Consider the following 25,082-nt stretch of genomic DNA (forward strand, 5'->3'; position numbering starts at 1 on the left):
ATCGGTGACGAGCGATATTGATCGCCGGGTCGGCTGATCGCCTCGTATGAGGATGGGGATTGCGTGGCAGGGGACGACGTAACGACGGGGGGACCGCTGCGCCGCGCGCTGGATCTGCTTTATCTCGGGGCAGGCTACGCCGCCGGGGTCTTCATGGTTGCGATCTTTGCAATCATGATGGCGATGTCGGTCGGACGCCAATTTGCGATCAACATTCCCGCCGGCGACGATTTCGCGTCCTGGTGCATGGCCGCGATGGCTTTCCTCGGCCTTGCACACACCTTCAAGCGCGGAGAGATGATCCGCGTCGGCCTGCTGCTGGAGCGTCTGCACGGGCGAACCAAGCAGACTGCGGAGATCGTGGCGCTCGGTATTGCCACCGCCTTCATCCTCTATTTCACCCGCTACGCGGTGCAGATGACCTACGATTCCTGGCGCTTCAACGATGTGGCGCAGGGCGTCGTCCCGCTTCCGCTCTGGATCCCGCAGCTCGGCTTCGCGGGCGGTCTTGCGATCCTGTCGATCGCCCTCATCGATGAAATGGTCGGGGTCGTCTGCGGCAAGCGGCCGACCTACGAAAAGGGCTCGCCGGACGAGACCCCGGAAGAGTTCGTCGAGCGCATCTCGCAGGGCGGCGGAGGTTGACCATGGCCAATCTCGGCATGATCGAGCTGGCGTTCGTACTGCTCGGCGTCATGATCCTGCTGCTGGGAAGCGGCGTCTGGATCGCTGTCTCGCTCGGCCTCGTCGGTTTCGTGGCGATGGCGCTGACGACCAGCCTGCCGCTCGGCGCCGTGCTCGCGACGACGACCTGGAGCGCCAGTTCGTCATGGACGCTGGCTGCGCTGCCGCTGTTCATCTGGATGGGCGAGATCCTCTTCCGCACCAAATTGTCGGAGGAAATGTTCCGGGGCCTGTCGCCCTGGGTTCAGTGGCTGCCCGGGCGCCTGACCCATGTGAACGTGATCGGTTGCGGCATCTTCGCGGCGGTGTCGGGCTCTTCGGCCGCGACCTGTGCGACCATCGGCAAGATCGCGCTGCCCGAGCTCGACAAGCGCGGCTACGACAAGGGCTTGAGCCTCGGTTCGCTCGCCGGCTCCGGCACGCTCGGCCTTCTGATCCCGCCCTCGATCCCGATGGTGGTCTACGCCGTCACGGCGAACGTCTCCGTGCTCCAGGTGTTCCTCGGCGGCTTCCTGCCGGGCGTGCTCGTGATGGTGCTCTATTCGGGCTACATCATCATCTGGTCGCTGCTCAATCCCAAGAAGGTTCCGCCGCGCGATCCGCCGATGCCATTCCGACAGAAGCTGCAGGAGTCGGCGAAGCTCGCACCCTGTCTGCTGCTGATCATGGCAGTCTTCTTATCGCTGGTGCTGGGCTTCGCGACAGCCACGGAATGCGCGGCATGGGGTGTTACGGGCGCGCTGCTGCTGGCGTGGTGGAGCGGCACGCTCACGCGCAAGAACCTCCTCGAAAGCATCATGAGCGCGACGCGCCTGACCTGCATGATCATGCTGATCCTGGCAGGCGCGGCCTACACTACGGCTGCGATGGCCTATACGGGCATTCCGGCCGCGCTCGCCACCTGGGTCCAGGGGCAGCAGCTCACGCCGGGCATGCTCGCGCTGTATCTGAGCATCATGTACATCATCCTCGGCTGCCTGATCGACGGCATCTCGATGATCGTCCTGACCGCCGTCATCGTTCTGCCGATGGTCAGGCAGGCCGGTCTCGACCTGGTCTGGTTCGGCGTCTACCTCATCATCCATGTCGAGATGGCGCAGATCACGCCGCCGGTCGGATTCAATCTGTTCGTGCTGCAGAACATGAGTGGACGCGACACGTTCACGGTTGCGCGGGCGGCGTTTCCGTTCTTCGTCCTGCTGCTGGCTGCCGTGTTCATCATCACGGAGTATCCGCAGATCGTGATGTTCCTGCCCAAGCTCGCTTTCCCAGACTGAGCCTATTCAAATCGAAGTGAGGAGAAGTCCGATGATGTCTCGTTTATTCCGCGCGTCCTTGATCGCCGGCGTTATGGCGATTGCGACCCCCGCCTTGGCCCAAACCAAATGGAATCTGCCGGCGGCGTACCCGGCGGACAATCCGCACTCCGAAAACCTGGTCGCCTTCGCCAAGGATGTCGATGCAGCGACGTCCGGCAAGCTCCAGATCACGGTTCATCCCGGCGCCTCGCTGTTCAAGGCGCCGGACATCAAGCGCGCGGTGATGACCGGGCAGGCGCAGATGGGCGAGGTGCTGCTCTCGATCCACGAGAACGAGGATCCGCTGTTCGGCATCGACGTCGTCCCGTTCCTGGCGACTAGCTTCCCGGACGCGATGAAGCTGTATCAGGCCTCCAAGCCCGCGATCGCCAAGAAGCTCGATGCGCAGGGCCTCAAGCTGCTGTTCGTGGTGCCGTGGGCGCCGCAGGGGGTGTATGTCAACAAGCCGCTCGCCACGATCGAAGACATGAAGGGCCTGAAATGGCGGGCCTACAATGTCGGTACCGCGCGTATCGGCGAGCTGGTCGGCGCGCAGTCGGTCACGATCCAGGCCGCGGAATTGCCGCAGGCGCTCGCGACCGGTGTGGTGAATTCCTTCATGTCGTCGGGCGGCACGGGCTACGACGCGAAGGCGTGGGAGTCGCTGAAATATTTCTATGACGTGCAGGCCTGGATTCCCAAGGACTACACCTTCGTCAACAAGGCCGCGTTCGACGCGCTCGACAAGCCGACACAGGAGGCCATTCTCAAGGCGGCGGCAACGGCGGAAACCCGCGGCTGGAAGGCCTGGCAGGACAAGAGCACCTGGTACATCGATCAGCTCAAGGCCAAAGGCATGACCGTCGAGCCGCCGAGCCCGGCGTTGAAGGCGGGCTTCCAGAAGATCGGCGAGCAGCTCACGACCGACTGGCTCAAGAAGGCGGGGGCCGACGGTCAGGCCATCGTCGACGCCTACAAGAAGATGTGAGGACGGAGACATCCTCCGCCCGCCGCTCTCCAGCGTGCGGGCGGAGGAGTTTGCGGCATTCCCTCAAGCCGAGATCGCATTCGCCGATCCCACCGCATTACGCAGCAGGAATTTCTGGATCTTGCCCGTGGACGTTTTCGGGATGGGCCCGAACACGACAGCCTTCGGCGTCTTGAAGCCCGACATGTGGCTGCGGCAGAACGCGATGATGTCGGCTTCGCTGGCGGTCGCGCCGTCCTTCAGCTCGACGAAGGCGCAGGGGACTTCACCCCATTTCGGATCGGGCTTTGCCACCACGGCGGCGAACAGCACGGCCGGGTGCTTGTAGAGGATGTCCTCGACCTCGACGGAGGAAATGTTCTCGCCGCCGGAGATGATGATGTCCTTGGAGCGGTCCTTGATGATGACGTAGCCGTGCTCGTCGAGCACGCCGAGGTCGCCGGTGTGAAACCAGCCGCCTTCGAAAGCTTCCTTCGTCGCTTTCTCGTTCTTGAGATAGCCCTTCATCACGATGTTGCCGCGGAACATGACCTCGCCGATGGTCTCGCCGTCGCGCGGCACCTGCCGCATGGTCTGCGGATCGATGACGGTGACACCTTCCTCGAGCGGGTAGGGTACGCCCTGCCGGCGCTTCATGCGCGCGCGCTCGGCCGGCGGAAGCTCGTCCCAGCCGGGCTGCTCGGCGCAGACGGAGGCGGGGCCGTAGACCTCGGTCAGGCCGTACACGTGGGTCAGCTTGATGCCGATGCTCTCGGCGCCTTCCAGCACGGCGACCGGCGGCGCGGCGCCGGCGATCAGGCCGACGACGCGGCGCGCGGCGTTGCCCTTGGGCGCATCGGGGGCGTTGATCAGCACATTATACACGATCGGCGCGCCGCACATGTGGGTGACGCCGTGTTGCTTGATCAGTTCGAATATCCTGGTCGGCTCGACCTTGCGCAGGCAGACATTGATGCCGGCTGCGGCCGCGATGGTCCAGGGAAAGCACCAGCCGTTGCAATGGAACATCGGCAGCGTCCAGAGATAGACCGGATGCTGGCCGAGTTGGCCTGCGAGGATGTTGCTGACCGCGTTGAGATAGGCGCCGCGATGATGGGTAACGACGCCCTTGGGGTTTCCGGTCGTGCCCGAGGTGTAGCTCAGCGCGATCGCGTCCCATTCGTCGCTCGGCGTGATCGCCGCGAAATCGGGGTCGCCTTGCGCAACCGCCGCCTCATATTCGATCTCGCCGATGCGGCTGCCACCCTTGAACGATGCATCGTCAACATCGACCACCAAAGGCTTCGCGCCCGTCATCTGCGCCAGCGCATCGGTGATCACGCCCGAAAACTCGGGATCGACCAGGATGATCTTCGCGCCGCCATGATCGAGCTGAAACGCGATCGAGGCGGCATCGAGGCGGATGTTGAGCGCGTTGAGCACGGCGCCGGTCATGGGCACGGCAAAATGCGCCTCGTTCATCGCCGGGATGTTCGGCAGCATCGCCGCCACGGTATCGCCGACGCCGATGCCCTTGCGCGCGAGCCAGGACGCAAAGCGCTTGCAGCGCTCATGGGTCTGCGCCCAGGTAAAGCTGCGGCCCTCATAGACCGTGCTGACGTGATCGGGATAGACGGCCGCGCTGCGCGCGAGGAAGCTCAAGGGACTGAGCGGAACGTAATTGGCGGGCGTCTTGTCGAGACCGATATGGTACTGGTTCTGCCGCTCACTCATCGACATCCTCCGTCAAACGCCTCAAAGAAATCCGATCGAGATCCAGGGGAAGATCGCGACGATGATCAATCCCACCAGCAGCGCCAGCAGATAGCCCCAGATCGGGCGGATGCCCTCGGCCGGATCGACGCGTCCGATGGCGCAAGCCGCATAATAGCCGACGCCGAACGGCGGGGCGAATAGCCCGATACCCATGGCGAGAATGATCACCATGGCGTAGTGCACCTCGTGCACGCCGACGGCCCGGGCGATCGGAAACAGCAACGGCCCGAACAGCACGATCGCCGGGATGCCCTCCAGCACGCTGCCGAGGATGGTGAAGGCCAGGATCGACACCGCGATGAAGGTCGCTGCTCCCCCCGGCAATCCGGTCATGGCCGCGGCCAGCGAGCGCGAGAAGCCTGATTGGGTCAGGCCCCAGGCCATGCCGGTCGCCGTGCCGATGATCAGCAGGATGGCGCCGGACAGCGCGGCGGTCTCGACCAGCATCGGAAACAGCCGCGACCAGTCGAAGCGGCGGTAGACGAGGAGACCGACCAGGGCGCCATAGACGATGCCGATGGTGGAGACCTCGGTCGCCGTCGCGATGCCCTCGACCACGGCATAGCGGATCACGAAGGGCAGGGCGAGCGCGGGCAGGGCGATGACGAAGGTCTTGCCGATCTCGCCGCCCGTGGCGCGGCGGACGTGGCTCATGTCTTCGTGGCGGTAGCGCCACCACACCAGCATGCAGAGCGTAATCGCGAGCACGACGCCGGGCAGGAGGCCGCCGGTGAACAGGGCGGCGATCGAGACGCCGGTGACCGAGCCGATCGTGATCAGCACGAGGCTCGGCGGAATGGTCTCGGTCTGGGCTCCGGTCGCCGCCAGAAGCGCGACGAGATCGCCGGGCTTGGCGCCGCGCTGTTTCATCTCCGGAAACAGCACGGGCGCGACGGCCGCCATGTCGGCGGCCTTGGCGCCGGATATGCCCGAGACCAGGTACATGGCGCCGACCAGGACGTAATGCAGGCCGCCGCGGACATGGCCGAGCAGGCTCGCGAGAAACGCCACCATGGCCCGCGCCATGCCGGTCATCTCGATCAAGAGCCCCAGAAACACGAACAGCGGCACCGAGAGCAGGATGAGATGGCTCATGCCCTCGTCCATCCGACCGACCAGAACCATGACCGGCGTCCGTGTCGTCAGCGCGAGATAGCCGAAGATCGCAAGGCCGAAGCCGAACGCAATGGGAACGCCGGCGAAAACGCAGAAGCCGGCGACGCCGACGAAGAAGATGACGAGGTTGAGATTGCCGAGCGGCCGCAGCGACGGCTCCGCCAGCCAGAACAGACCGATAATGACGGCAACCGTGGCTATGGCCGCGGCGACCGTCCGCCAATCGGCCGTGCGCAGCAGCCGCAGCAAGGCGAACGCCGCCATCAGGCCGATGCCGACCGGCAGCGCGGCGGCGCGCCACATGTTCGAGATCTGCAGCGCCGGCGTGGTGATGTAGCTTTCTTCATAGGCGTAGTCGCAGGCCGGCCAGACGATCAGGACCAGGAATGCCAGCGCCGCAGAGGTCGCGACCAGATCCAGATAGGCCCGCATGGACGGCTTGGCGCTGGCCACGATCGCGGTCATGCGCATGTGCTCGGAGCGGCGGAACGCAACCGCCGCGCCCAGCATGGCGAGCCACAGGAACAGGATCGAGGCGAGCTCGTCCGACCAGATCAGCGGCCGGTGCAGGCCGTAGCGCGCGACCACGCCGGCAAACAGGATCACGATCTCGGCGACGACCAGGGTCGCCGCCGGGATCTCGACGACGAGACCAAGCACGCGCTCGAGCGAAGCCAGCACGGAAGGTCGGCGAGGGGACTGAAACGCCACCTCGCCCGCCACTGCGGTCACCTCGACCTCGACATGAGCCATGACGGCCCCAACGGGTTACGACAGCTTGCCGACTGCCTTTTCCAGCAGGTCCCAGGCCTGGTCGCCATACTTGCCCTTCCACTCGGCGTAGAAGCCGGCGGTCCGCAGCTTGTCACGGAACGGCGCCACCGTGGGCTGATTGAAGGTCAAGCCCTTGGTCGCGAGCTCCTGCTGCAGGTTGGCATTGAGCTTGGCGGTGTCCTCGCGTTCCTTGACCGCGGCGGCGTTGATGTTCTTGGCAACGATCGTGCGCACGTCCTGCGGCAGCTTTTCCCACGCGCGGCGGTTGGCCAGGAACCAGAAGCCGTCCCACATGTGGTTGGTCAGCGAGCAGTATTTCTGCACCTCGTAGAGCTTGGCGGTCGAAATGATCGCCAGCGGATTCTCCTGGCCCTCGACGATCTTGGTCTGCAGCGCCGAATAGACCTCGCTGAAATTGATCGAGGCGGGCGCCGCGTCGAACGCCTTGAACATCGAGGTCCACAGCGGCGACACCGGCACGCGGATCTTGAAGCCCTTGAGGTCGTCGGGGCCTGTGATCGGCTTGCTCGACGAGGTGGTCTGGCGGAAGCCGTTGTCCCAGATCTTGTCCATGACCTCGAGGCCGGCCTTCTTGATCTCGCCGCGGACATGGGCGCCGAGGTCGCCGTCCATCGCCTTCCACACCGTGTCGTAGTCCGGGAACGCGAAGCCGATGCCGTTGATGGAGGCCGCCGGCACCAGCGTCGACAGGATCAGGCCGGACAGCGTGAAGAACTCGACGCCGCCGGAGCGGATCTGGCTCAGCATGTCGGTGTCGGACCCGAGCTGGTTGTTCGGGAAGATCTGGAGGTCGAACTTGCCGTTGGTCTCGGTCTTGATCGCCGCCGCCATCTCCTTGGCGCGGATGTTCAGCGGATGGGTGTCCGGCAGGTTGTTGGCGTACTTATAGGTGAACTCGGCGCTCTGGGCGCGGGCCACATGGGGCGCACCGATGCCGCCCAGGACCGCGGTCGCGGCGGAGGCCTTGAGAAGCGTGCGGCGGGAAAAGCGCGTTGAAAAGACCATGGGTCTGCTTCCTCGGAAGTTTGTTGTTGTTCTGAGTCGCAAACCTATACGGACGGAAGCCCTGAAGGTCATCTGCGATCTCGCGAGGTCTCGCTTATTGCAGCCGGACAAGGTCACGGCAATATCGGCTTTCGGCGAGATGGATCCTGATGCAAAATCTGAAAAACAACCCCATGCACAGTAGCCGTCAAGCATCGGGGCGGCGTTTGAGGCCCGGACTGAAAATCACGCCTGGGCGAAGGTGCGGTGATAGGAGTTCGGTCTAAATAACTGATCGGATTGCACATAAAGATATTCCATAATATACCTTATGCGAATTACGGATATGGGCGTGCAGGTCAGCCAGCTGCAAAATCCAATTGAATCTGCGCGCCGTCCAACTGAATTTGCGCCTTCCCTAAGACGCTGTCGCACTGAGCGGATTGCCTTCTGGGTACTGGCGCGGCGAGCCACCGCTTGGCCCCGAGTAGGTTGACCCATATCTGCTCTTTCCCTGTTCGAATTGGAACCGCTGGCCTTCGTCATCGCAGATCTGAGGACGAAAACTATGGGAAGTTAAGTCCGCTGGATCGCACGGTCAGTTACCGTGCGATCGGAGCTTTGGACCCCTGCTCTGGGCCGCCCATCCCGCTCCACCGCCTAACGAGCAAGGTCCCGGCGGCGCGGCGGTGTGATGGGTGGATTTCTCATGGGCCTTCCGCTCGCGTCCTGGGGTCCGAGAGCTTCAGGTAGCGCTCGCCGACCGGATATCCCGAGGTCGTCCCGTACCGCCACCTGACCGTTCCTTGCGGCGGCGCGCGCGAGTTGAAATCATGCAGGGCCATCGCATCGACCATTTGCAAGGTCCCTGGCTTGGGATCAGGGGCTGACCAAGGGCGGCCGCATTTGAGCGGCTTTCGTCCAAGGGATGACCGCGAGCCAATGTCGCGGTTCCTGCGGAGCCTCAGCCGTTAGACCGCGGCGCCATGCGCGGCGAAGTTCCGACGCCGGAGGGACGCCCCTACAATCTCGGCAACACCTCCGCCGACATGGCTTCGCTCAATGCGACGTCGGAAATGCGGGCGTCGCCGCCGCACTCAGCATTCGGCACGTTGAACGCCATTGGACCGGTTTCAGCCGCTTCGCGCATCGAGCGCCCTACGTGTCCGCTACGTTGATCGTCCTGGTCGGCCTCTACACGGGCTGGTCGGGCCTGCACGAATTGATGATCTGAACCGGCGGCCGCGTCGATTTGCCGTGCCCTCATGCGCCACAGGGCATTGCCTGAACGGCCGGCGCGGACTATCCCCTCCCAGGGGATAGGATATCGGATCATGAGCAAGAATCACGTCCACGAAAGCCACCCGGAGATCGTCAAGCGGCTGAAGCGGGCCGACGGGCATCTCCAAAAGGTCATCACGATGCTCGCCGAAGGCCGACCGTGTCTCGACCTAGCGCAGCAATTGCACGCCGTCGAGAAGGCGATCTCCGAGGCGAAGAAGACCCTGATTCACGATCACGTCGACCACTGCCTAGACGCGGCCGCCAACGGCGGAGCGGGCAAGTCGCCCAAGAGCGTCCTCGCCGAATTCAAGGCGATCTCGCGCTACCTGTAGCGGAGCAAAAGATGGACCCGCGTTTTCGGACGGCATCCATCATCGCCGCGACGCTCGCGGCGATGGCGGGCACCATCGTGCCGGCAACCGCGCAGTCGAAGTCCGCGAAGCCGGCGGCCGTCGTCATGGACGACGATCGCATCAAGCTCGCAGGCATCGAACTCCGCCGGGCGGGACCTGCCCCGATCGCCAAGCGGCTGACCGTGCCGGGCACGATCGTTCCCGACGCAGGCCGGGTCGCGCACGTCTCCATCAAGGTTTCCGGAACGGTCGCAGATCTGCGGAAGAACATAGGCGACGACGTCGCGAAAGACGAAATTCTGGGCGTTCTGGAGAGCCGCGAGGTCGCCGACGCCAAGAGCGAGTACCTCTCCGCCAAACTCTCGAACGAACTGCAGCAGGACCTCACCGCGCGCGACAAGTCGCTATTGGAAGGCCGCGCGGTTCCCGAGCAGCAGTACATCAAGTCCCGCAACGCGGCGGCTCAGACCGAAATGCGGTTCGGCATCGCTCGCCAGAAGCTGATGGCGCTCGGCGTCAGCGAGGCGGAGATCTCCGGACTGCCGCAGGCTCCGGACGGGACGCTGCGCAGCCAGAACGTCCGCGCCCCCATCTCCGGCCGTATCGTAGAGCGAAAGGTGGAGCTCGGCACCGCGGTCGGAAGGGACAGCCTGGAGACCGAGCTCTTCGTCATCGTCGACCTCAGCCGCGTCTGGGTGGAACTGGCGGTCTCGTCGACCGACCTGCCCCTGGTCAGGGAGGGCCAAGATGTCGCCTTGGCCGTCCGTGGAATCGCCGAGACCGGCTCGGGCAAGATCACGTTCGTCAGCCCCCTGCTCGACAAGGACACGCGCACGGCCCGCGTCGTGGTCTCGCTCGACAACGCCGGCGGCCGATGGCGCCCCGGCTCCTTCGTCACGGCGAACATCGCGGTCGAAAAGCATGATGTGGCGGTCACGGTCCCCTTCGCCGCAGTCCAGACCGTCGATGGACGAAAAGCGGTCTTCGTAAGGACCAAGGACGGGTTCGAAGCGCGCAACGTCGTGCTCGGCGAACGGGACGGACCGGTCGTCGAGATCGTCTCCGGCCTCGCTGCCGGCGAGACCGTCGCCGCCTCGAACACGTTCCCGCTCAAAGCCGAGGTATCAAAGCCCGGCGACGAGGACTGATCGATGATCGAACGCATCGTAGAGTTCACAGTTCGCCGAAGATGGCTCGTCGTGCTGATCGCCCTAGCCGCGGCTGCATCCGGCGTCTGGTCGCTGACGAAGCTTCCCATCGACGCCGTGCCCGACGTCACGAACGTCCAGGTGCAGGTCAACGCCGTGGCGCCGGCCATGACGCCGGTCGAGATCGAAAAGCAGGTCACCGTGACGCTGGAGACGGCGCTTGCCGGCATACCCGGTCTGGAATCGACGCGCTCCTTCTCGCGCAACGGTTTCGCGCAGATCACCGCGGTATTCGGCGACCGGACCAACATCTATTTCGCGCGGCAACTCGTCGCCGAGCGTCTCAACGAAGCCACGTCCAGTATGCCCCCCGGCGTCGACATCCGGATGGGGCCGGTCTCGACGGGCCTTGGCGAGATCTATTGGTGGGCGGTGGAATACGAAAAACCCGGTGCCTCCGCACCGATCCGCGACGGGAAGCCCGGCTGGCAGACCGACGGGAGCTACCTCACTCCGGAAGGCGAGCGGCTCACCGACGACTTCCAGCGTACCGTCTACCTCCGGACGGTGCAGGATTGGATCGTGCGACCGCAGATGAAGACCGTGCCCGGTGTCGCCGGGGCGGACGCCATCGGCGGTTTCGTCAAGCAATACCAGGTGCAGCCCGATCCGGCGAAGCTCGTCGGCTACGGGTTGTCGTTGAAACAGGTGGTCGAGGCGATCGAGGCCAACAATGCCAGCCGCGGTGCGAACTATATCGAGCAGAACGGCGAAGGATACGTGGTACGCGCCGCCGGCCGCGTCGAGAACCTCGGAGACATCGAGAACATAGTCGTCGCGACGCGTGGCGGCGTGCCGGTCCGCATCAGGGACGTGGCCGACGTAGCGATCGGGAAGGAGCTCCGGACCGGCAGCGCGAGCGTCGACGGACGCGAGGTCGTGCTTGGAACCGCGCTGATGCTTATCGGTGGCAACAGCCGGACGGTGGCCGCCGCGGCGGACGCCAAGATCAAGGAGATCGGCAGAACGCTACCGCCGGGAATCTACGCCCACACGGTCCTCAACCGCACCCAACTGGTCGACGCCACCATCCAGACGGTCGCGAAGAATCTCGCCGAAGGCGCCCTTTTGGTGATCGCCGTGCTCTTCGTCCTGCTCGGAAATTTCCGCGCCGCCCTCGTCACCGCCCTCGTCATCCCGGTCACGATGCTCGTCACGGCGAGCGGGATGCTGCAGGGGCGGATCAGCGCGAACCTCATGAGCCTCGGTGCGCTGGACTTCGGCCTCATCGTCGATGGCGCCGTCATCATCGCGGAGAACAGTCTCCGGCACTTGGCGGAACGCCAGCGCGAGTTCGGCCGCGCTCTGTCGCTGCAGGAGCGTCTGGACACCGTGACGGCGTCCACCGTCGAGATGATCCGCCCCTCCGTGTTCGGCCAGATCATCATCATATTGGTCTACACCCCCCTGCTGGCCTTCTCCGGCGTCGAGGGTAAGACTTTCGAACCGATGGCGCTCACCGTGATGATCGCTCTTGCGGTCGCCTTCGTAGTGTCCCTGACGTTCGTCCCGGCGGCCATCGCCATCGCGATACGCGGGCGCGTCAGCGAGCGCGAGAACGTCATCGTCAGGACCCTGAAGCGCTGGTACGCCCCGCTCCTCGCTGGCTCGATCGCGAGACCCCTTCCCGTCGTCACCGCGGCCGGCCTTCTCTTCATCGGCGCAGCGCTCCTGTTCACGCGTCTGGGCCAGGAATTCACCCCGACCCTCGACGAGAAGAACATCGTCATGGAGGTGAAGCGCGTGCCGTCGACCGCGCTCGCGCAGTCGCAGCGGATGCAGCTTCTCATCGAAAAACAGATCAGCACCCTGGAGGAGGTCTCGTTCGTCTTCTCGCGCACCGGCACGCCCGATCTCGCCGCCGACCCGATGCCGCCGTCGGCGTCCGACACCTACATCATCGTCAAGCCGCAGGAGGAATGGCCCGATCCTTCGATGACGAAGGAGGATCTGATCAAGAAGATCGAGGGGGTGACCGCAAAGCTGCCTGGCAACAAGATCGGCTTCTCGCAGCCGATCGAGATGCGGTTCAACGAGCTGATCGCCGGCGTGCGCGAGGATCTCGCCGTCAAGGTCTTCGGCGACGACTTCGAGCGGATGCAGAAGACCGCCGGCCAGATCGCCGACGTCATCCGGAAGATCGACGGCGCCGAGAGCGTGAAGACGGAGGAGACGACCGGTCTCCCGTTCCTCGACATCAATATCGACAAGGGGGAGATTGCGCGGCGGGGCCTGAGCCTGGCCGCGGTGCAGGACTTGATCGCCACCGCCATCGGAGGCACCGACGCCGGCCTCGTCTTCGAGGGCGACCGTCGCTTCAAGATCGTGGTGCGGCTCCCCGACGAACTGCGGGATAGCATCCCGGCGCTCGAGGAGCTGCCGGTCCCGCTCCCGCATGCAAACGCGAACGCGCCGGCGGTGTCCATCCCGCTCCGCAACATCGCCTCATTCGAGCAGACCGTCGGCTACAACCAGATCAGTCGCGAGAACGGCAAGCGCCGGGTGGTGGCCACCGCCGAGATCCGAGGTCGGGACATCGGCTCCCTGGTGACAGAGGCGCAGGCGAAGGTCGCCGAACAGGTGAAGCTGCCGCCGGGCAGCTATCTCGCCTGGGGCGGACAGTTCGAGAACTTTGCGGTCGCCCGCCAGCGCCTCGTCTTCGTCGTGCCCGGCGTTTTTGTACTGATCTTCATGCTGCTTTTTGGTGCGCTAGGCTCTGCACGGGACGCGGCGCTCGTCTTCAGCGCGGTTCCGCTCGCGCTGACCGGCGGAATAGCTGCGCTCTGGCTTCGCGGTATGCCGTTCTCCATCTCCGCGGCCGTCGGCTTCATCGCCCTGTCCGGCGTGGCCGTGCTGAATGGTCTGGTCATGCTGACACAGATCAGGCGGCTGATAGTCGAGGGGGTGGATCCCAAAACCGCGATCCGGGATGGGGCGCTGACCCGCTTTCGACCCGTCGCCATGACCGCGCTCGTCGCCTCGCTCGGGTTCGTGCCGATGGCGCTGGCGACCGGTACGGGTGCCGAGGTCCAGAAGCCGTTGGCGACTGTCGTGATCGGCGGGCTCCTGACCGCGACCCTGCTCACGCTGGTCGTTCTACCCGCATTGTATGCCCGCTTCGCCGCGCCCGCTCCGACGCCGGGGCGCAGCGGCGTGGTCGCGCCACTCGTCCACGACCGAGCAGCGGAGTAGCGGCACATGTTGTCCGTCCTTGCCGACCGTACCTATCGCCATCTGTTCGCCGCCCAGGTCATCGCGTTGATCGGGACTGGACTGATGACCGTAGCGCTGGGATTGCTGGCGTTCCGCATCGCCGGCGCGAACGCCGGGGCGGTGCTGGGGACGGCACTCGCCATCAAGATGGTCGCCTATGTGCTCGTCGCGCCGGTCGTCGGCGGTCTCGCCGGCCGCTTGCCGCGGCGAACCTTCCTGGTGGCGATGGACCTGACCCGTGCCGCCGTCGCCATCGCCCTGCCCTTCATCGATCAGGTCTGGGAGGTCTACCTTCTCATTTTCGTGCTGCAGTCCGGGTCTGCCGCCTTCACTCCGACATTTCAGGCGACCATCCCGGACGTGCTTCCGGAGGAGCGCGACTACACGCGGGCGCTGTCTCTATCCCGCCTGGCGTATGACATGGAAAGTCTTCTGAGCCCAACGCTTGCGGCCGCGCTGCTGACCCTGGTCACCTTCAACTGGCTCTTCTTCGGAACCGTAATAGGCTTCTTCTGCTCGGCGGCGCTGGTGGTCTCGGTCACGATTCCGCAGCCGTCCGCGGTCCGTCCCCGTCGCGGCTTCTACGACGACACGACCCGCGGCCTGCGCATCTATCTGGCGACGCCTCGCTTGCGCGGCTTACTGGCTCTCAACCTCGCCGTGGCCGCAGCGGGATCGATGGTGTTCGTCAATACGGTCGTCCTGGTGAAGGGGGCGCTGGGCGGAACGGACGGCAACGTCGCGGTCGCACTCGCCTGCTTCGGCGGCGGCTCCATGGCGGCGGCCCTCCTGCTGCCTCGCCTGCTCGACCGGCTGCCCGACCGAAGGATCATGCTCTCGTCGGCGGAAATGCTGGCTGCAGTGCTGGCCGCCTTCGGCGCGATCATGATGATATATGGAAACGAGGTCGTCAGGTACGCGCTTCTGCCGACATGGGTGCTATTGGGGATCGGCTACTCCGGCGTGATGACTCCCGCCGGGCGCCTACTGCGCCGGTCGGCCGGCGCTGCGGACCGGCCCGCCGTATTCGCCGCTCAGTTCGCGTTGTCCCACCTCTGTTGGCTGCTGACGTACCCACTTGCTGGATGGCTTGGCTTGTCCGCCGGGATCGCGCCGACCGCTTTGGTACTCGCAACCCTGACGTTGAGCGGCGTCGTGCTGGCATTCTATTTTTGGCCGGTCGCCGAGGCAGACCTCATTCCTCACGACCATTCCGAACTACCGCCCGATCACCCTCATTTGCGCGGACAGCCATCGATGCATGTGCACGCCTATGTGCTCGACGACCTGCATCCTCGGTGGCCTTAGGACACGCGCAGCTGCCTCTAAATCTGCGATCGCAGCCCGGCTGCATGGACTACGCGGAGCGGATGCGCAGCCGGTACTTTCCCGCGCTATTCGCGGTGCCGGCCTCGACGCTGAGCGCCTAGACTTTACGTCGATTGACGGCGAATCCGAGGGCCAGTGCCACTATCATGACGATCTGAGCGGCGACGGTCTCTGTGGTCGGAAAGAAACCGACGAGCGAGAGGCGCGGTACCGCGTGCAGCGGCGAGATGCCGACGATGCCCGCTTCCTGTAGCGCGGAGATTCCCTTTCCGGCCAGCACGACGGTAAGGACCGCCATGAGCCAGGAGCTGTAGATGAAGAACTTACCGATGGGCAGTCGGCTGCTGTAGCGCAGCATCGCCCAGGCCATGATTGTCAGCGCGATACAGGCACTGAGCGCGCCGGCGAAAATCGCGCCGCCGTTTCCCTGATGCCAGAGCGCCGCGTAGAACAGGATGGTCTCGAACACTTCCCGATAGACGACGACGAACGCGAGAACGAACAGAAACCAGCCCGACCCGCCGGATAGCGCCTTCGACATCCTCTCGCGGATGTACCGCTGCCACTGATCCGCCTGCGCCTTGCCGTGCATCCAGATGCCGACCGACAGCAGCACCACCGCGGCAAAAATCGACCCGAACCCTTCGGTCAATTCGCGGCTGGCGCCGCTGATGCCGATCACCCAGGTCGCGACAACCCAGGTCAATAAGCCTGCGAGAAGCGCGCCGATCCAGCCTGCGTGGACGTAGAGCATGACCTCCATTCGTTCGGCCTTGCGAAGAAACGCGATCATCGCGACAACGATGAGCAGCGCTTCGAGACCCTCGCGCAGCAGGATCGTCGCCGCCCCCAGGAACGTCGAAAGGGCGCTCGTCGCATCCGGAGACAACGCAGCTTGCGCGTCGTCCAGGAGACCGTCCAGAACCTGAACCCGCTCCGAGAGCGCGTCGGCGGTCTCGACCTGCACGGCCGCGCGATATTCGCCCATCAGCCCTTCGATCCGTTCCATCAGCGTGCGGTCGCTCGCGGTCAGCGCCGGTTCGATTGGCTCGAAACCATCCAAATAGGCGGACAGCGCCAGTTCGCCGGCACGCTTGCGGTCGCCGGCCCGGACGGCGTCGACGCTCTCGGTCAAGCGTGCGCGGACCAGCGACAGCGATCCATCCTGCTGCGCGACGGCCTCCGGGTGGCGGCGCAGGTACGCCATAAGAGCATCAGCCTTGCCCTGCCCGATCTTAGCGGCGAGCGCGGCGGGCGTCGTTCCGATCAGCGTCTTCAGGTCGGGAAGAAGCCGGTGAAGCGAGGGGTCTTGCTTCCAAAGGCGTTCGCCTTCCGCTGCGGCGGCATCCGAAAAGGCAAACTGTCCAGCGTAGAACGCCAGCACCCAGCGCTCATCGGCCGGCAGCCCCTTGAAACTGGCCATCGTCGTTCCATCGAGCCCCTGCGTAATGACCTGGTAGAGTCCGAACACGCTGCGCTGACGGGCACGATCGACATCCGTGAAGGCTATGGGGGGCGTATCCAGCTTTGCCGCCTCCGGGCCGTGGCCGTCGCCGGCCTCTCCGTGGCAGGCAGCACAGTTCTGGCCGAAGGACGCCGCGCCGCGCGCGAGATCGGGAGCTTTTGCCGGCGCGAGCGAAACGGGATAGGCCGCAAGGAGAGCGGCCGCCAGGCGGTGCGCAATGTCCGCGACCTGTTCCGAATCGGCCTTGTCGGCGATCGCGCGCTTCAGCCTGTCGGCCTCCCCGAGGAGCGCCTGCTTCTCAGGCTTTGGCGGAAGCGCGTGCAGCTTTTCGGCGACAGTGGCGGCGAACTCGTTCTGTTCGGCGTATTCTGAAGGGTTCGACACCTCTCCGTGCGCCACCGCGCCCGCGTAGTCGACCGCGATGTAGTCGAGCAGGCGCCACGTGGTCTCGACATCGCCGGCTTCGGCTTTGGCCGGCCCCAGGAGCACGACGGCGAACACGACAAATAGTACGAAGCGCAGCGGTCTGGCTCTCACGGCGGTTCCTGCTGGAATGACGGCCTAAACTTCGTAACCCCCGGGTACGGTCCGCTCAATTGGAGCCGCTCTAATCTACGTGCCGATCACCTCTTGTTGAGAAATTCCGGTTCATCTCTCAGGCATTCGCTGCGGCGGCGACCTCCGCGAGCGTTGCCATGACGCCATCCGCCTCGCCCTATCCGGCGTTGCGCGCCTGCCGATACATAAATTCGGTCTCAACGCGATCGATGCGTGACGCGCACCCCCGACGCAACTCGGTAGCTGGGGTAGACAATCACCTCTTCGCCGGGAGCGATCCCGGAACTGATGCTGCGAGGCGGCCGGACCGGTATTGAGGCAACGCGAGGGCACGGGAGAAAGCCGGATCACGAAGCTATTCTAGTACGCCGATCGGAATCAGCTTCCTGATCGCTGGCCACACGTATACCAATGGCAGGTTGGTTGGCGTTCCGTCCGGATACCCCGAACGCGCCAATCCCGCTCCGATACGGGGGTGGTCTATGTCCGGTCCTTCGCTATCGGGAGCAACTGGCCAAGTCGATGTGGTCGAGCCGACGTCATCGTCGCGGCGTAGGGTGGACCGCTGTGCCTCAGGATCGTCAAGCACTACTCAAGATGACAAAAATGCCGGCACGTCGGCGGCCCTTCGGCAACAAGAAAGAAATGACCTCTCAAGACCCGCCAAAGCTGATCCGATCGCTGACGCTGCCGCATGCGATTCTCTATGGGCTCGGCGTGACGATCGGCGCTGGAATTTACGTACTGGTGGGGGTGGCAGCCGCGCGTAGCGGCATGCACGCACCTCTCGCGTTCCTCATCGCTGCGGTCGTGATGGGCATGACCGCTGGGACCTTTGCTGAATTAGGCACTCGACTGCCCGTTGCGGCGAGCGAGGCGGCCTATGTCCAGGCCGCTTTCCATCGGAAGTGGCTTAGCGGTGCCACGGGACTGCTTGTGGTCGCCGCAGCGACGATCTCGGGCGCCACTATCAGCGTCGGGAGCGCCAGTTACATCGGCGTATTCCTGCCGCTCCCTGCCGCGTGGATTATCGCCGGCGTCGTGCTCGCGATGGGTGCCATCGCCTGCCTGTCCGCGGTTCAGTCCATCAGCTTCGCCGGGGTGATGACGGTCGTGGAAATCGGAGGATTGATCCTGATTGTGGCGGCGGGCGCTTTCGAGGGTAGTTCGCTGGTCTCGCGGCTGCCGGAACTCTGGCCTTCGCCTGGCGATCTGGGCGCCTGGACGGGAGTTGCCCAGACTTCGCTGCTCGCGGTGTTTGCGTTCATCGGTTTCGAACATCTGGTCAACATCTCCGAGGAAATGAAGCACCCTCTTCGGACACTACCCTGGGCGCTCTTCATCACGCTCGGGGTGACGGCGCTTCTCTACGCGGCAGTCGTCTGGATAGCGGTCGTCGCCGTGCCGCCTGCCGAGCTCGCGCGCTCCCCCGCCCCGCTCGCTTTAGTATTCCAGCGATTGACGGGTCTTCCTCTGTCGATCTTGGGCGTGATCGCAATCGTCGCCACGGTCAACGGCATCATCGTCCACATGATTATGATCGGAAGAGTGCTGTACGGCCTGGCGCACCAAGGCAGCCTGCCGGCCCTTCTGGGAAAGGTGAACGCCGGAAGCGGCACTCCCATGGTGGCAACGCTCTTCGGCGTCGGGGCCATCCTGGTCCTTGCGTTAGCCGTTCCGCTGACTGGATTGGCCGAATGGACGTCACGCCTGACACTCGGAATTTTTGCCTTGGTCAATCTGGCTTTGCTTCGGATCAAGGCAAGAGAATTGAGCCCTCCTAGTAGCGTGTTCGTGGTGCCGATGTGGGTGCCAGTCGCAGGGCTACTCACAGCCTCCTCTTTGCTCCTAATCGATCTCTTCAGGTAGGCCTCAGCCGAGCTTGGGGCGCGAATGCAGAACCGTCTGGCATTGGACCATTGCAGTCGGCGCCTCCCTCAGTTCGTCATGGTCAGCCGACCTACCGCAGCGAACAAACCGACGCCGAAGCCGTTTCCCAACCTAAAGCCTTGGAGGACCGGCATGTCGAACACACTCAAACTTTTGGCCGTCGCGAGCGTCGTGCTTGCGAGCGCCGCTCCCGCCGCCGCAGCGGATCCCTTCAACGGCAACGACATCGCCAAGCGCTGGTGCGCAAGCTGTCATCTCATTGAAAGCGGCCAGACGAATGCCACCGACCAGGCGCCCCCATTTTCATATCTGGCGAAGACGCCCGACTTCGATCAGAACAAGCTCGCCTTTCTGCTGCTGATGCCACATCCGACATGCCGAAGCTGTCGCCGAACAGGGCGGAAGTGTCCGATTTAGCGGAGTACATCCGCTCGCTCAAGTGAAGCGCGGACCGATGTCCGTATGTGCCTGAGGCTCGGCCTTGGCCGCCGCGCGCTCCTACGCGGCCGGGGGCTTTAGCGGGCCGTCCGCCCACTTGCGGGCTATCGGGTCGTGCAACGGATCGTGGTCGCAAACCGTGCAGCCGCAGCGCAGGCGCCCCTCGGCAACATCGTCGGGCACCACCAGCATCGGCTTGCCACACGCCGGACAAGCCTTCCGGATCGGATAAAGCACTGCCATCGGATGTCTTCCCGCCACGGCCATCCTAGTGCCGCGGACCTTTTCCCCTCAAGGGTCTCAGAAAAGTTCGGCAGCGGCCCCGCGCCTTAACCGGCGGGCTTGAAACGGTCGGTGGTCTCGTCGGCGGAAACGGGACCTGCATTCAAATGTGGGGGGGTGGGCATGGTTCGGGCCGGCGGACTAGTCGCGGCCGGTGACCCGCGCGGATTCGACTGCCGTCGTCTTCGTTGAGCGTTGCCGCCTCTGTAGGAGGCTCAAGAGGCATTCGCCCTCGCGCGTTCGCGCGCCTCGCGACGACGTTCGCGGCGTTCGCGACGCCGCTTAGCACGGTCGGCGGGCTGAGGCAGCGGCGGAACCTGCGTTGGAGTGACGATCGCAGCTGTAGTCTCCTCGACCAATGGCGCCTTAATCGGTTGAGGCGCAGCGGTTCGGGCTTCCATGAAGTCGAGCACTTCCCGCCCTCTGGACGTGATCCTCCAGCCGCCGCTGGTTCGTTCGACTAGGCCATGTGAAAAGATGTCGAGATCCGGCACTCGGGCGGCGAGGCGCCTGGTCCGGTCCGCCCAGTCGCGGCCGCTGGTCGCCAGGATGGCCATATCGCGCTTGAGGTCCTCCATGACGGCAAAGCCGTCCGGATAGCTCACCAGGATCTTGAGGACCGTCACCTGGAAGTTCACGCTGGCCCCCCTCGCGCGATCAGCGCCACATCGTGGGTGCGCGCGATAGGGCATCGCGGCCAACCTGCCTGAGCCCCTCGGGGGAGACCTCGCCCCTGGTCGCAGCTTCCAGGATCTTCGGTGCGACGTGAGTACGTGCTCCAATCTCGCGGTGCGAGACGCTTACGCAGACTTCATCGAGCACTGCGCGCAAAAGCGCGGTTGTTGCCGTGTCAAACATGAGGTGCCCCCATAAAGGGAAAGCCCATCCTAGCTTGGTTATTTTGGCTTGGCAGGCACGCATGTTAATTTTTGCGGAGATTTATTGCCGGCACTGGCGCGGCGGCCGTACCTACCCCGTCCCTTTCCGGACTTCGTAACGCTGGTTCGTACGGTTTCAGATCAGTGCCGCTGCGACGGCGTTGATCGGAGGCCGAAATTGCCATGCGCCGGGCGCGGGTGGTCCACAAGCCTATGTCAGCGTCCAGATTCGTCCGTAGTGCGAGGGGACGTTCAGCCAGACCTGCTGCAGCGCAGGAACATTCTTCAGATCTAGAGCGCCGCCATGCAGTTCTTCGACGTAATCCCCGCCTATGGGGAACCAGAACGGGACGGTCCGATCAGTGCCTCCAAAATTCACGGCAATCAAGGTGTAGCGACCGCCGTCGTAACGGGCGAACAGAAGCACTCCGAACTGCTGATACCGGTCCCAGTCGTTGAAGAAGAAGTACGTGCCCTGACGAATGTGGTCGCGCTGCCGCCGTATCCGCAGCAGCTTGCGGACCAGGCTCACGATCGGCCGTCCGGAATCATCGTAGAAGAAATCCCAGCGCAACGGCCGCAGCAGTGAGACGCGCCCCATTCCGAAATCGGGCAGAAAATAGTTCTCGGCGAATTCCTCGCCTTGCCAGAGCATGGGAATCCCCTTGCTCATCAGCAGACCGATCAAATAGGGCTGCAGCATGTACCAGCGCGCCCGGTCGCCCTCGGCGAAAAGCGGATTGCCGGCTTCGTCGGGATTGGAGGTGCCGAAATTGCACAGGAAGCGTTCGTGATCGTGGTTCTCGATGTATTGAAGCGCGGTCTTGGGGATGTCGTCGCCGTTGACGGTCTCACGGTCGGAGTAGCCGAAGAGGCCAAGGTTCAGACCGAGGTCGGCGAGCCGGCCGTGGTCCCCCTGGGCAACCGCGCGCGCAGCGCCATAAGTGGCGTTCTGCCACGTGCAGTTGGAATAGGTCGAGCGCAGCACCTCCTCCGGAGCTTCGAGCTGCTCGGCCATTTGCACCAACGTCAGCGGCTTGCCCGTCCCTGCGTCGAAGCGGCTCCAGTACGGGCGACCTGCCGCGATGTTCGCCTTGGTCAGTTGGTGCGTCTCATAGACGAGGCTCGCATAGCCCACGCCCATCGGCCCGTCCCAGTAGTTCGGGACGCAGTCGTAGCGGAAGCCGTCGACGTGATAGACCTCGAGCCAATGGTGATTGGCCGTATGAAAGAAATCCCGGGTGATCTCGCGAGTGAAATCCGTGCTCTTGCCGAAATTGCTGAAGTAGTCCTTGGCAAACGGCCCCATGAACGGATTGTCGCGGTACCTCAACCGCGTGTAGGCGTCGTAGTACGGGAAATCCACCCCCGTGTGGCCATAGACGACGTCGACAATCACCGCGATCCCATGCTGGTGGCATATGTCGACCAACTGCTGGAAATCCGACCGCTTGCCGAAGCGCTCGTCGACACCAAAATAGCCGATCGGCAGATAGCCCCAGTCGACTGAATTGCCGACGTTGGACAGCGGCATGATCTCGATGGCGTTAATCCCGAGGTCGGCGAGGTAGGCCAAGAGCCCACGGGCGCGATCGAGGTCGTTGCCGAACTCGGCGATGTTCACCTCATAGAGGATCAGATCTGCCAGCGCAGGCGTCCGCCATCGCGCCTCGCCGGCGCTCCAGTCGTAGGGTTGATAGCCCAGGGTGAAGGCGGATTGCTTGCCGACACCGAACTCGCGCGCAAAGGGGTCGATGATCCAGTCGAGCACTCCGACGTTCGGGTTCGTGATGGTGTAGCGGTAGACATAGCGACCAGGACTGCCCCAGGCCGAGCCCGGCACCGTGGGCGGCGTGCCGGCGATGGGGACGGTGACCGACCAGAAGTCGCCATAGGGAGCACGATCGCTGTGCGCGAGCCGAAACTCCCGGGCCGGCATCTCCTGCAGGAACTGGTCCGCCTCATGGATGATCTTCACGGTGAAGACGTTGCCGTCGGCCGCCGACAACCAGGGCATCCAGAGTCCGAACGTCACCGTGCCGTTGGTTTCCACGGCGCCCAACGATCCGAGTGGCATCAGGTTCATGCCACAAGACCCTCCAACGCCTTCCACTGAATGTTGCGAAAGAGCACGCGGCCCGTGTGCGTCTGCAGGCCGATGAAGCGCGGGTCCTGCGCGGTGGACGGCAGCCCGCGGCGCGGGGACTGCGGATCGCCCGCGAAATGGAAAATGTTCACCGCCTGCCCGTTCAGCGCGACGGTGATGTCGGCACCGTCGACCGTCATCTCGTAGCTGTTCCATTCTCCGACCGGATGGACATTCAGCGGACCGTCGGTCGGCCCCTTGAAGGCGTAGACCGCACCCGTCCTGTGGATGGGCGCATTATCCGGCCGGGCCAGTTCGTCGATCTGAATCTCGAACCCGAAGTTTACGCCGACATAGGCCGTGTTGTCGTAGCCCTCGTTCCGAGGGTCCGGGAAGCCGATGAAGACGCCCGAATTGTCGTCCGGGGCCGTCATCATCCATTGCAGCCGCAAAACGTAACGAGGCGGCGTCGGGCGCTTCAGCCAGAGAAGCCCCAGGTCCGTCCCCGTTCGTGCCTCGAGAACGCCGCGCCGGACCCTAAACGAGCCAGGGTCGTCCCGACCGGGCTGGTTGCTGATCGTCGACATTGTCCAGTCACCGAGAGAGGCGCCATCGAACAGCGTCTCGAAACCCGCGTCGGCGGCGACGGCCGGCGGCGTCATGATAAGGTCGCCGGTGCGGCGCGAGAGCGCTATCCCGGTCAGCATCGGGTTGGGCGAACCGATGCTCGGGAACAGCGCCGGGCCTGCCGCATACAGATTTTCGGTATGATGGAAGCGTCCGTTGCCGTCCGTAACGCTCGCGTTCGGATCGGTGCCCATCCAAAGCGTCCCGGCTTCATGATGGGTCGTCCCGAGTCCGTCCTGGTTGCTCTGGAGCACCTGCACGGGCTGACCGTTGGCGAAGACGACGGCGACCTTCTGCATCGCCGCATCCATGGCTGCCCAGAGATCCTGATCGCGCTGCGTCGGTGTCAGCGCAACCGAGGCGCGACGAACGCCGTATTCGTCGGTCCGCGGGCTCAGATCGACGCGGCTTGGATGAGCGGCGGGATTGGCCGGATCGGCGGGCTCCATCTCGCCGAGTCCTCTGATTGCAATTGCGACATGCGTATCGGTCGAGGTCTTCAGCTGGTCGAAGAAGTCGACATCGGGCACCTTGCGGTAGAGCTCGTCCTCGGCGCCGATGGTGTTGCCGCCGCCGCTCGCGGATATCTGAAGGTGGAAGTGGCCGATCAGATCACCATTCGGGCGCGTGGCCCGTCCCTTCAAAAACAGGGCCGCGGTCTGCAGCTCGTTCACCGCGGGCGAAAGCCCGGAAATCGCCGACCGCGGCACGCGGATGACAAGGTTCGAGCGAAGGTGCGCAATCAGGTTCTTGCCGATGAGCGGCAGGGTCGGAAGTCCGGTGGTATCGAAAGATGCGAGAGCCAGCCGCGCGTTCTCGATCGTACCGAGCGCCATGACGACGGCACCACCCGGTGCCAGATCTATCGGACCTCGGCTGGTGTCGATGCCCGAGATGCGCCAGGTCCCTGCCGCGGTAGGGACGCTGCGCAGCATCAGCACATGCGTGTCGGGCAGCACCATGAATTCCTTGACGGAATCATTGCCGTTGGAGTCGCTCGCCGCGGTCCGAGCCGCCTTCATCAGCAGCGGAAGGACGCTGAACTTGTTCAGCGGGAAGAACCCCACGTGTGGCGGGCGCGCCTGCACAGCGAGCGGCGCTTCCAGCTTCAGCAGGTTTAGCAGGTCGTTTTGCGAAAGCCCGCCGCTTGACGTCAGACCGAGCAACTGTGCGGGGTCGGCACCCGGCTTCAGCAGCGGAGACGGCGGGAGCGCGTCGAGCGCGAACGCTCCGGGCACGCTGGACAAACTGTCGAAGAGCTGGCGACGCAGCGCGTTTTGCAATTCGCCGAAAATGAAGTCGTTCGCCTCGTCGACACCGATCTGCCGAGAACTCTCATCGAAATAGCGGCTGTTTAAATCGGCTACGGTATTCGCGGGCCAACCCGACATCTCCTCGTCCAGCAGACGAGGCGACCAACCGCCCCAATAGAGCGATCTGCCTCCGAGCGTATACGCCAGTCCCTTGAAGGGAATGGTCGACTTCCATGGAATGCCCCAGACCTCGTTGCGTGGCGGCTCCGGTTGCGGCAGGTTTTCGTTCAGAAAGAACGGATTGGCCGGATCAGCAAACCCTTGGATGCCGGTGTTCTGAACGTGCTCAGGAACGGTAAACAGCCCGGCATCGACGACCAGCGTCCGCAATCCGCCGCCCGTCTGTTTCTGCCGGAACCATAAATGCTCTGCGATCGCCGAACCGAACGTCCCGCCTCCTACGATGATGAAATCGAATGGACGCCCGCCTGCTGATTTCCAGACGTCTACCTCCGCGAGATTGTTGCAGAGATAGCGGCCTTGAATGTCTTTGGTGAACGAGGTCGTTTCCGTAGTGATCGGCATTGCCCGTCTCCTG

17 protein-coding genes and 2 pseudogenes are annotated in these 25,082 nt (G+C 64.1%); 11 read left to right on the forward strand and 8 right to left on the reverse strand.

Annotated elements, in window-relative coordinates; genetic code table 11:
- The first annotated feature begins 63 nt into the window (after positions 1-63).
- The 3 genes from IVB24_RS21715 to IVB24_RS21725 are packed head-to-tail and all read left to right on the forward strand — an operon-like array spanning position 64 to position 2,970.
- Positions 64-645: a TRAP transporter small permease gene (locus tag IVB24_RS21715; RefSeq protein ID WP_247768594.1), complete on the forward strand. Its 582-nt coding sequence runs from the start codon at positions 64-66 to the stop codon at positions 643-645.
- A gap of 2 nt (positions 646-647) precedes the next feature.
- Positions 648-1,961, forward strand: coding sequence for a TRAP transporter large permease subunit (locus IVB24_RS21720; protein WP_094973899.1), 1,314 nt, complete (start codon positions 648-650; stop codon positions 1,959-1,961).
- A gap of 31 nt (positions 1,962-1,992) precedes the next feature.
- The gene (locus IVB24_RS21725; RefSeq protein WP_247768596.1) at positions 1,993-2,970 is read left to right on the forward strand and encodes a TRAP transporter substrate-binding protein; all 978 of its coding nucleotides are present in this window, start codon (positions 1,993-1,995) and stop codon (positions 2,968-2,970) included.
- Positions 2,971-3,033: 63 nt separating this feature from the next.
- Here the strand turns inward: IVB24_RS21725 and IVB24_RS21730 are convergent, their stop codons facing one another.
- The 3 genes from IVB24_RS21730 to IVB24_RS21740 are packed head-to-tail and all read right to left on the reverse strand — an operon-like array spanning position 3,034 to position 7,641.
- The gene (locus tag IVB24_RS21730; RefSeq protein ID WP_247768598.1) at positions 3,034-4,683 is read right to left on the reverse strand and encodes an acyl-CoA synthetase; all 1,650 of its coding nucleotides are present in this window, start codon (positions 4,681-4,683) and stop codon (positions 3,034-3,036) included.
- Positions 4,684-4,704: 21 nt separating this feature from the next.
- Positions 4,705-6,594 (reverse strand): TRAP transporter large permease subunit, encoded by a 1,890-nt coding sequence (locus IVB24_RS21735; RefSeq protein WP_094973896.1) that lies wholly within the window; start codon positions 6,592-6,594, stop codon positions 4,705-4,707.
- 15 nt (positions 6,595-6,609) lie between these two features.
- Positions 6,610-7,641, reverse strand: coding sequence for a TRAP transporter substrate-binding protein (locus tag IVB24_RS21740; RefSeq protein WP_247768600.1), 1,032 nt, complete (start codon positions 7,639-7,641; stop codon positions 6,610-6,612).
- A 956-nt stretch (positions 7,642-8,597) separates the two neighbouring features.
- On the opposite strand from IVB24_RS21740, the pseudogene IVB24_RS21745 reads away from it, so the two are divergent.
- From IVB24_RS21745 to IVB24_RS21770, 6 genes and pseudogenes are all read left to right on the forward strand, one after another.
- A pseudogene (locus IVB24_RS21745) lies at positions 8,598-8,708 on the forward strand (septal ring lytic transglycosylase RlpA family lipoprotein); the annotation flags it as partial.
- Positions 8,696-8,854 (forward strand): annotated as a pseudogene (locus IVB24_RS21750) (nickel/cobalt efflux protein RcnA); the annotation flags it as partial. The pseudogenes IVB24_RS21745 and IVB24_RS21750, both read left to right, overlap by 13 nt.
- Positions 8,855-8,954: 100 nt before the next feature.
- Positions 8,955-9,236, forward strand: coding sequence for a metal-sensing transcriptional repressor (locus IVB24_RS21755; protein WP_247768602.1), 282 nt, complete (start codon positions 8,955-8,957; stop codon positions 9,234-9,236).
- A gap of 11 nt (positions 9,237-9,247) precedes the next feature.
- Entirely contained in the window at positions 9,248-10,405 is a 1,158-nt protein-coding gene (locus IVB24_RS21760) for an efflux RND transporter periplasmic adaptor subunit (protein ID WP_247768604.1), read from the forward strand.
- 3 nt (positions 10,406-10,408) lie between these two features.
- Positions 10,409-13,657, forward strand: a complete 3,249-nt coding sequence (locus tag IVB24_RS21765; RefSeq protein ID WP_247768606.1) for a CusA/CzcA family heavy metal efflux RND transporter — start codon at positions 10,409-10,411, stop codon at positions 13,655-13,657.
- Positions 13,658-13,663: 6 nt separating this feature from the next.
- Positions 13,664-14,986, forward strand: a complete 1,323-nt coding sequence (locus tag IVB24_RS21770; RefSeq protein WP_247768608.1) for an MFS transporter — start codon at positions 13,664-13,666, stop codon at positions 14,984-14,986.
- Positions 14,987-15,104: 118 nt separating this feature from the next.
- On the opposite strand, the gene IVB24_RS21775 is transcribed toward IVB24_RS21770, so the two are convergent.
- Positions 15,105-17,009: an FTR1 family protein gene (locus tag IVB24_RS21775; RefSeq protein WP_247768610.1), complete on the reverse strand. Its 1,905-nt coding sequence runs from the start codon at positions 17,007-17,009 to the stop codon at positions 15,105-15,107.
- 618 nt (positions 17,010-17,627) lie between these two features.
- On the opposite strand from IVB24_RS21775, the gene IVB24_RS21780 reads away from it, so the two are divergent.
- Positions 17,628-18,899, forward strand: coding sequence for an APC family permease (locus tag IVB24_RS21780; RefSeq protein WP_247768612.1), 1,272 nt, complete (start codon positions 17,628-17,630; stop codon positions 18,897-18,899).
- Between the two features lie 24 nt (positions 18,900-18,923).
- Positions 18,924-19,337 (forward strand): hypothetical protein, encoded by a 414-nt coding sequence (locus IVB24_RS21785; RefSeq protein ID WP_247768614.1) that lies wholly within the window; start codon positions 18,924-18,926, stop codon positions 19,335-19,337.
- Between the two features lie 518 nt (positions 19,338-19,855).
- Here the strand turns inward: IVB24_RS21785 and IVB24_RS21790 are convergent.
- The 4 genes from IVB24_RS21790 to IVB24_RS21805 form a co-directional block, all read right to left on the reverse strand.
- Positions 19,856-20,278: a hypothetical protein gene (locus IVB24_RS21790; RefSeq protein ID WP_247768616.1), complete on the reverse strand. Its 423-nt coding sequence runs from the start codon at positions 20,276-20,278 to the stop codon at positions 19,856-19,858.
- A 19-nt stretch (positions 20,279-20,297) separates the two neighbouring features.
- The gene (locus IVB24_RS21795; RefSeq protein ID WP_247768618.1) at positions 20,298-20,498 is read right to left on the reverse strand and encodes a hypothetical protein; all 201 of its coding nucleotides are present in this window, start codon (positions 20,496-20,498) and stop codon (positions 20,298-20,300) included.
- Positions 20,499-20,729: 231 nt separating this feature from the next.
- On the reverse strand, positions 20,730-22,604 hold the full coding sequence (locus IVB24_RS21800) for an alpha-amylase family glycosyl hydrolase (RefSeq protein ID WP_247768620.1): 1,875 nt from the start codon (positions 22,602-22,604) through the stop codon (positions 20,730-20,732).
- Positions 22,601-25,069 (reverse strand): family 16 glycoside hydrolase, encoded by a 2,469-nt coding sequence (locus IVB24_RS21805; RefSeq protein WP_247768621.1) that lies wholly within the window; start codon positions 25,067-25,069, stop codon positions 22,601-22,603. The genes IVB24_RS21800 and IVB24_RS21805 overlap by 4 nt, the downstream gene beginning before the upstream one ends.
- Positions 25,070-25,082: the final 13 nt, after the last annotated feature.

It is taken from the genome of Bradyrhizobium sp. 192 (assembly GCF_023100965.1).
GTDB lineage: Bacteria > Pseudomonadota > Alphaproteobacteria > Rhizobiales > Xanthobacteraceae > Bradyrhizobium > Bradyrhizobium symbiodeficiens.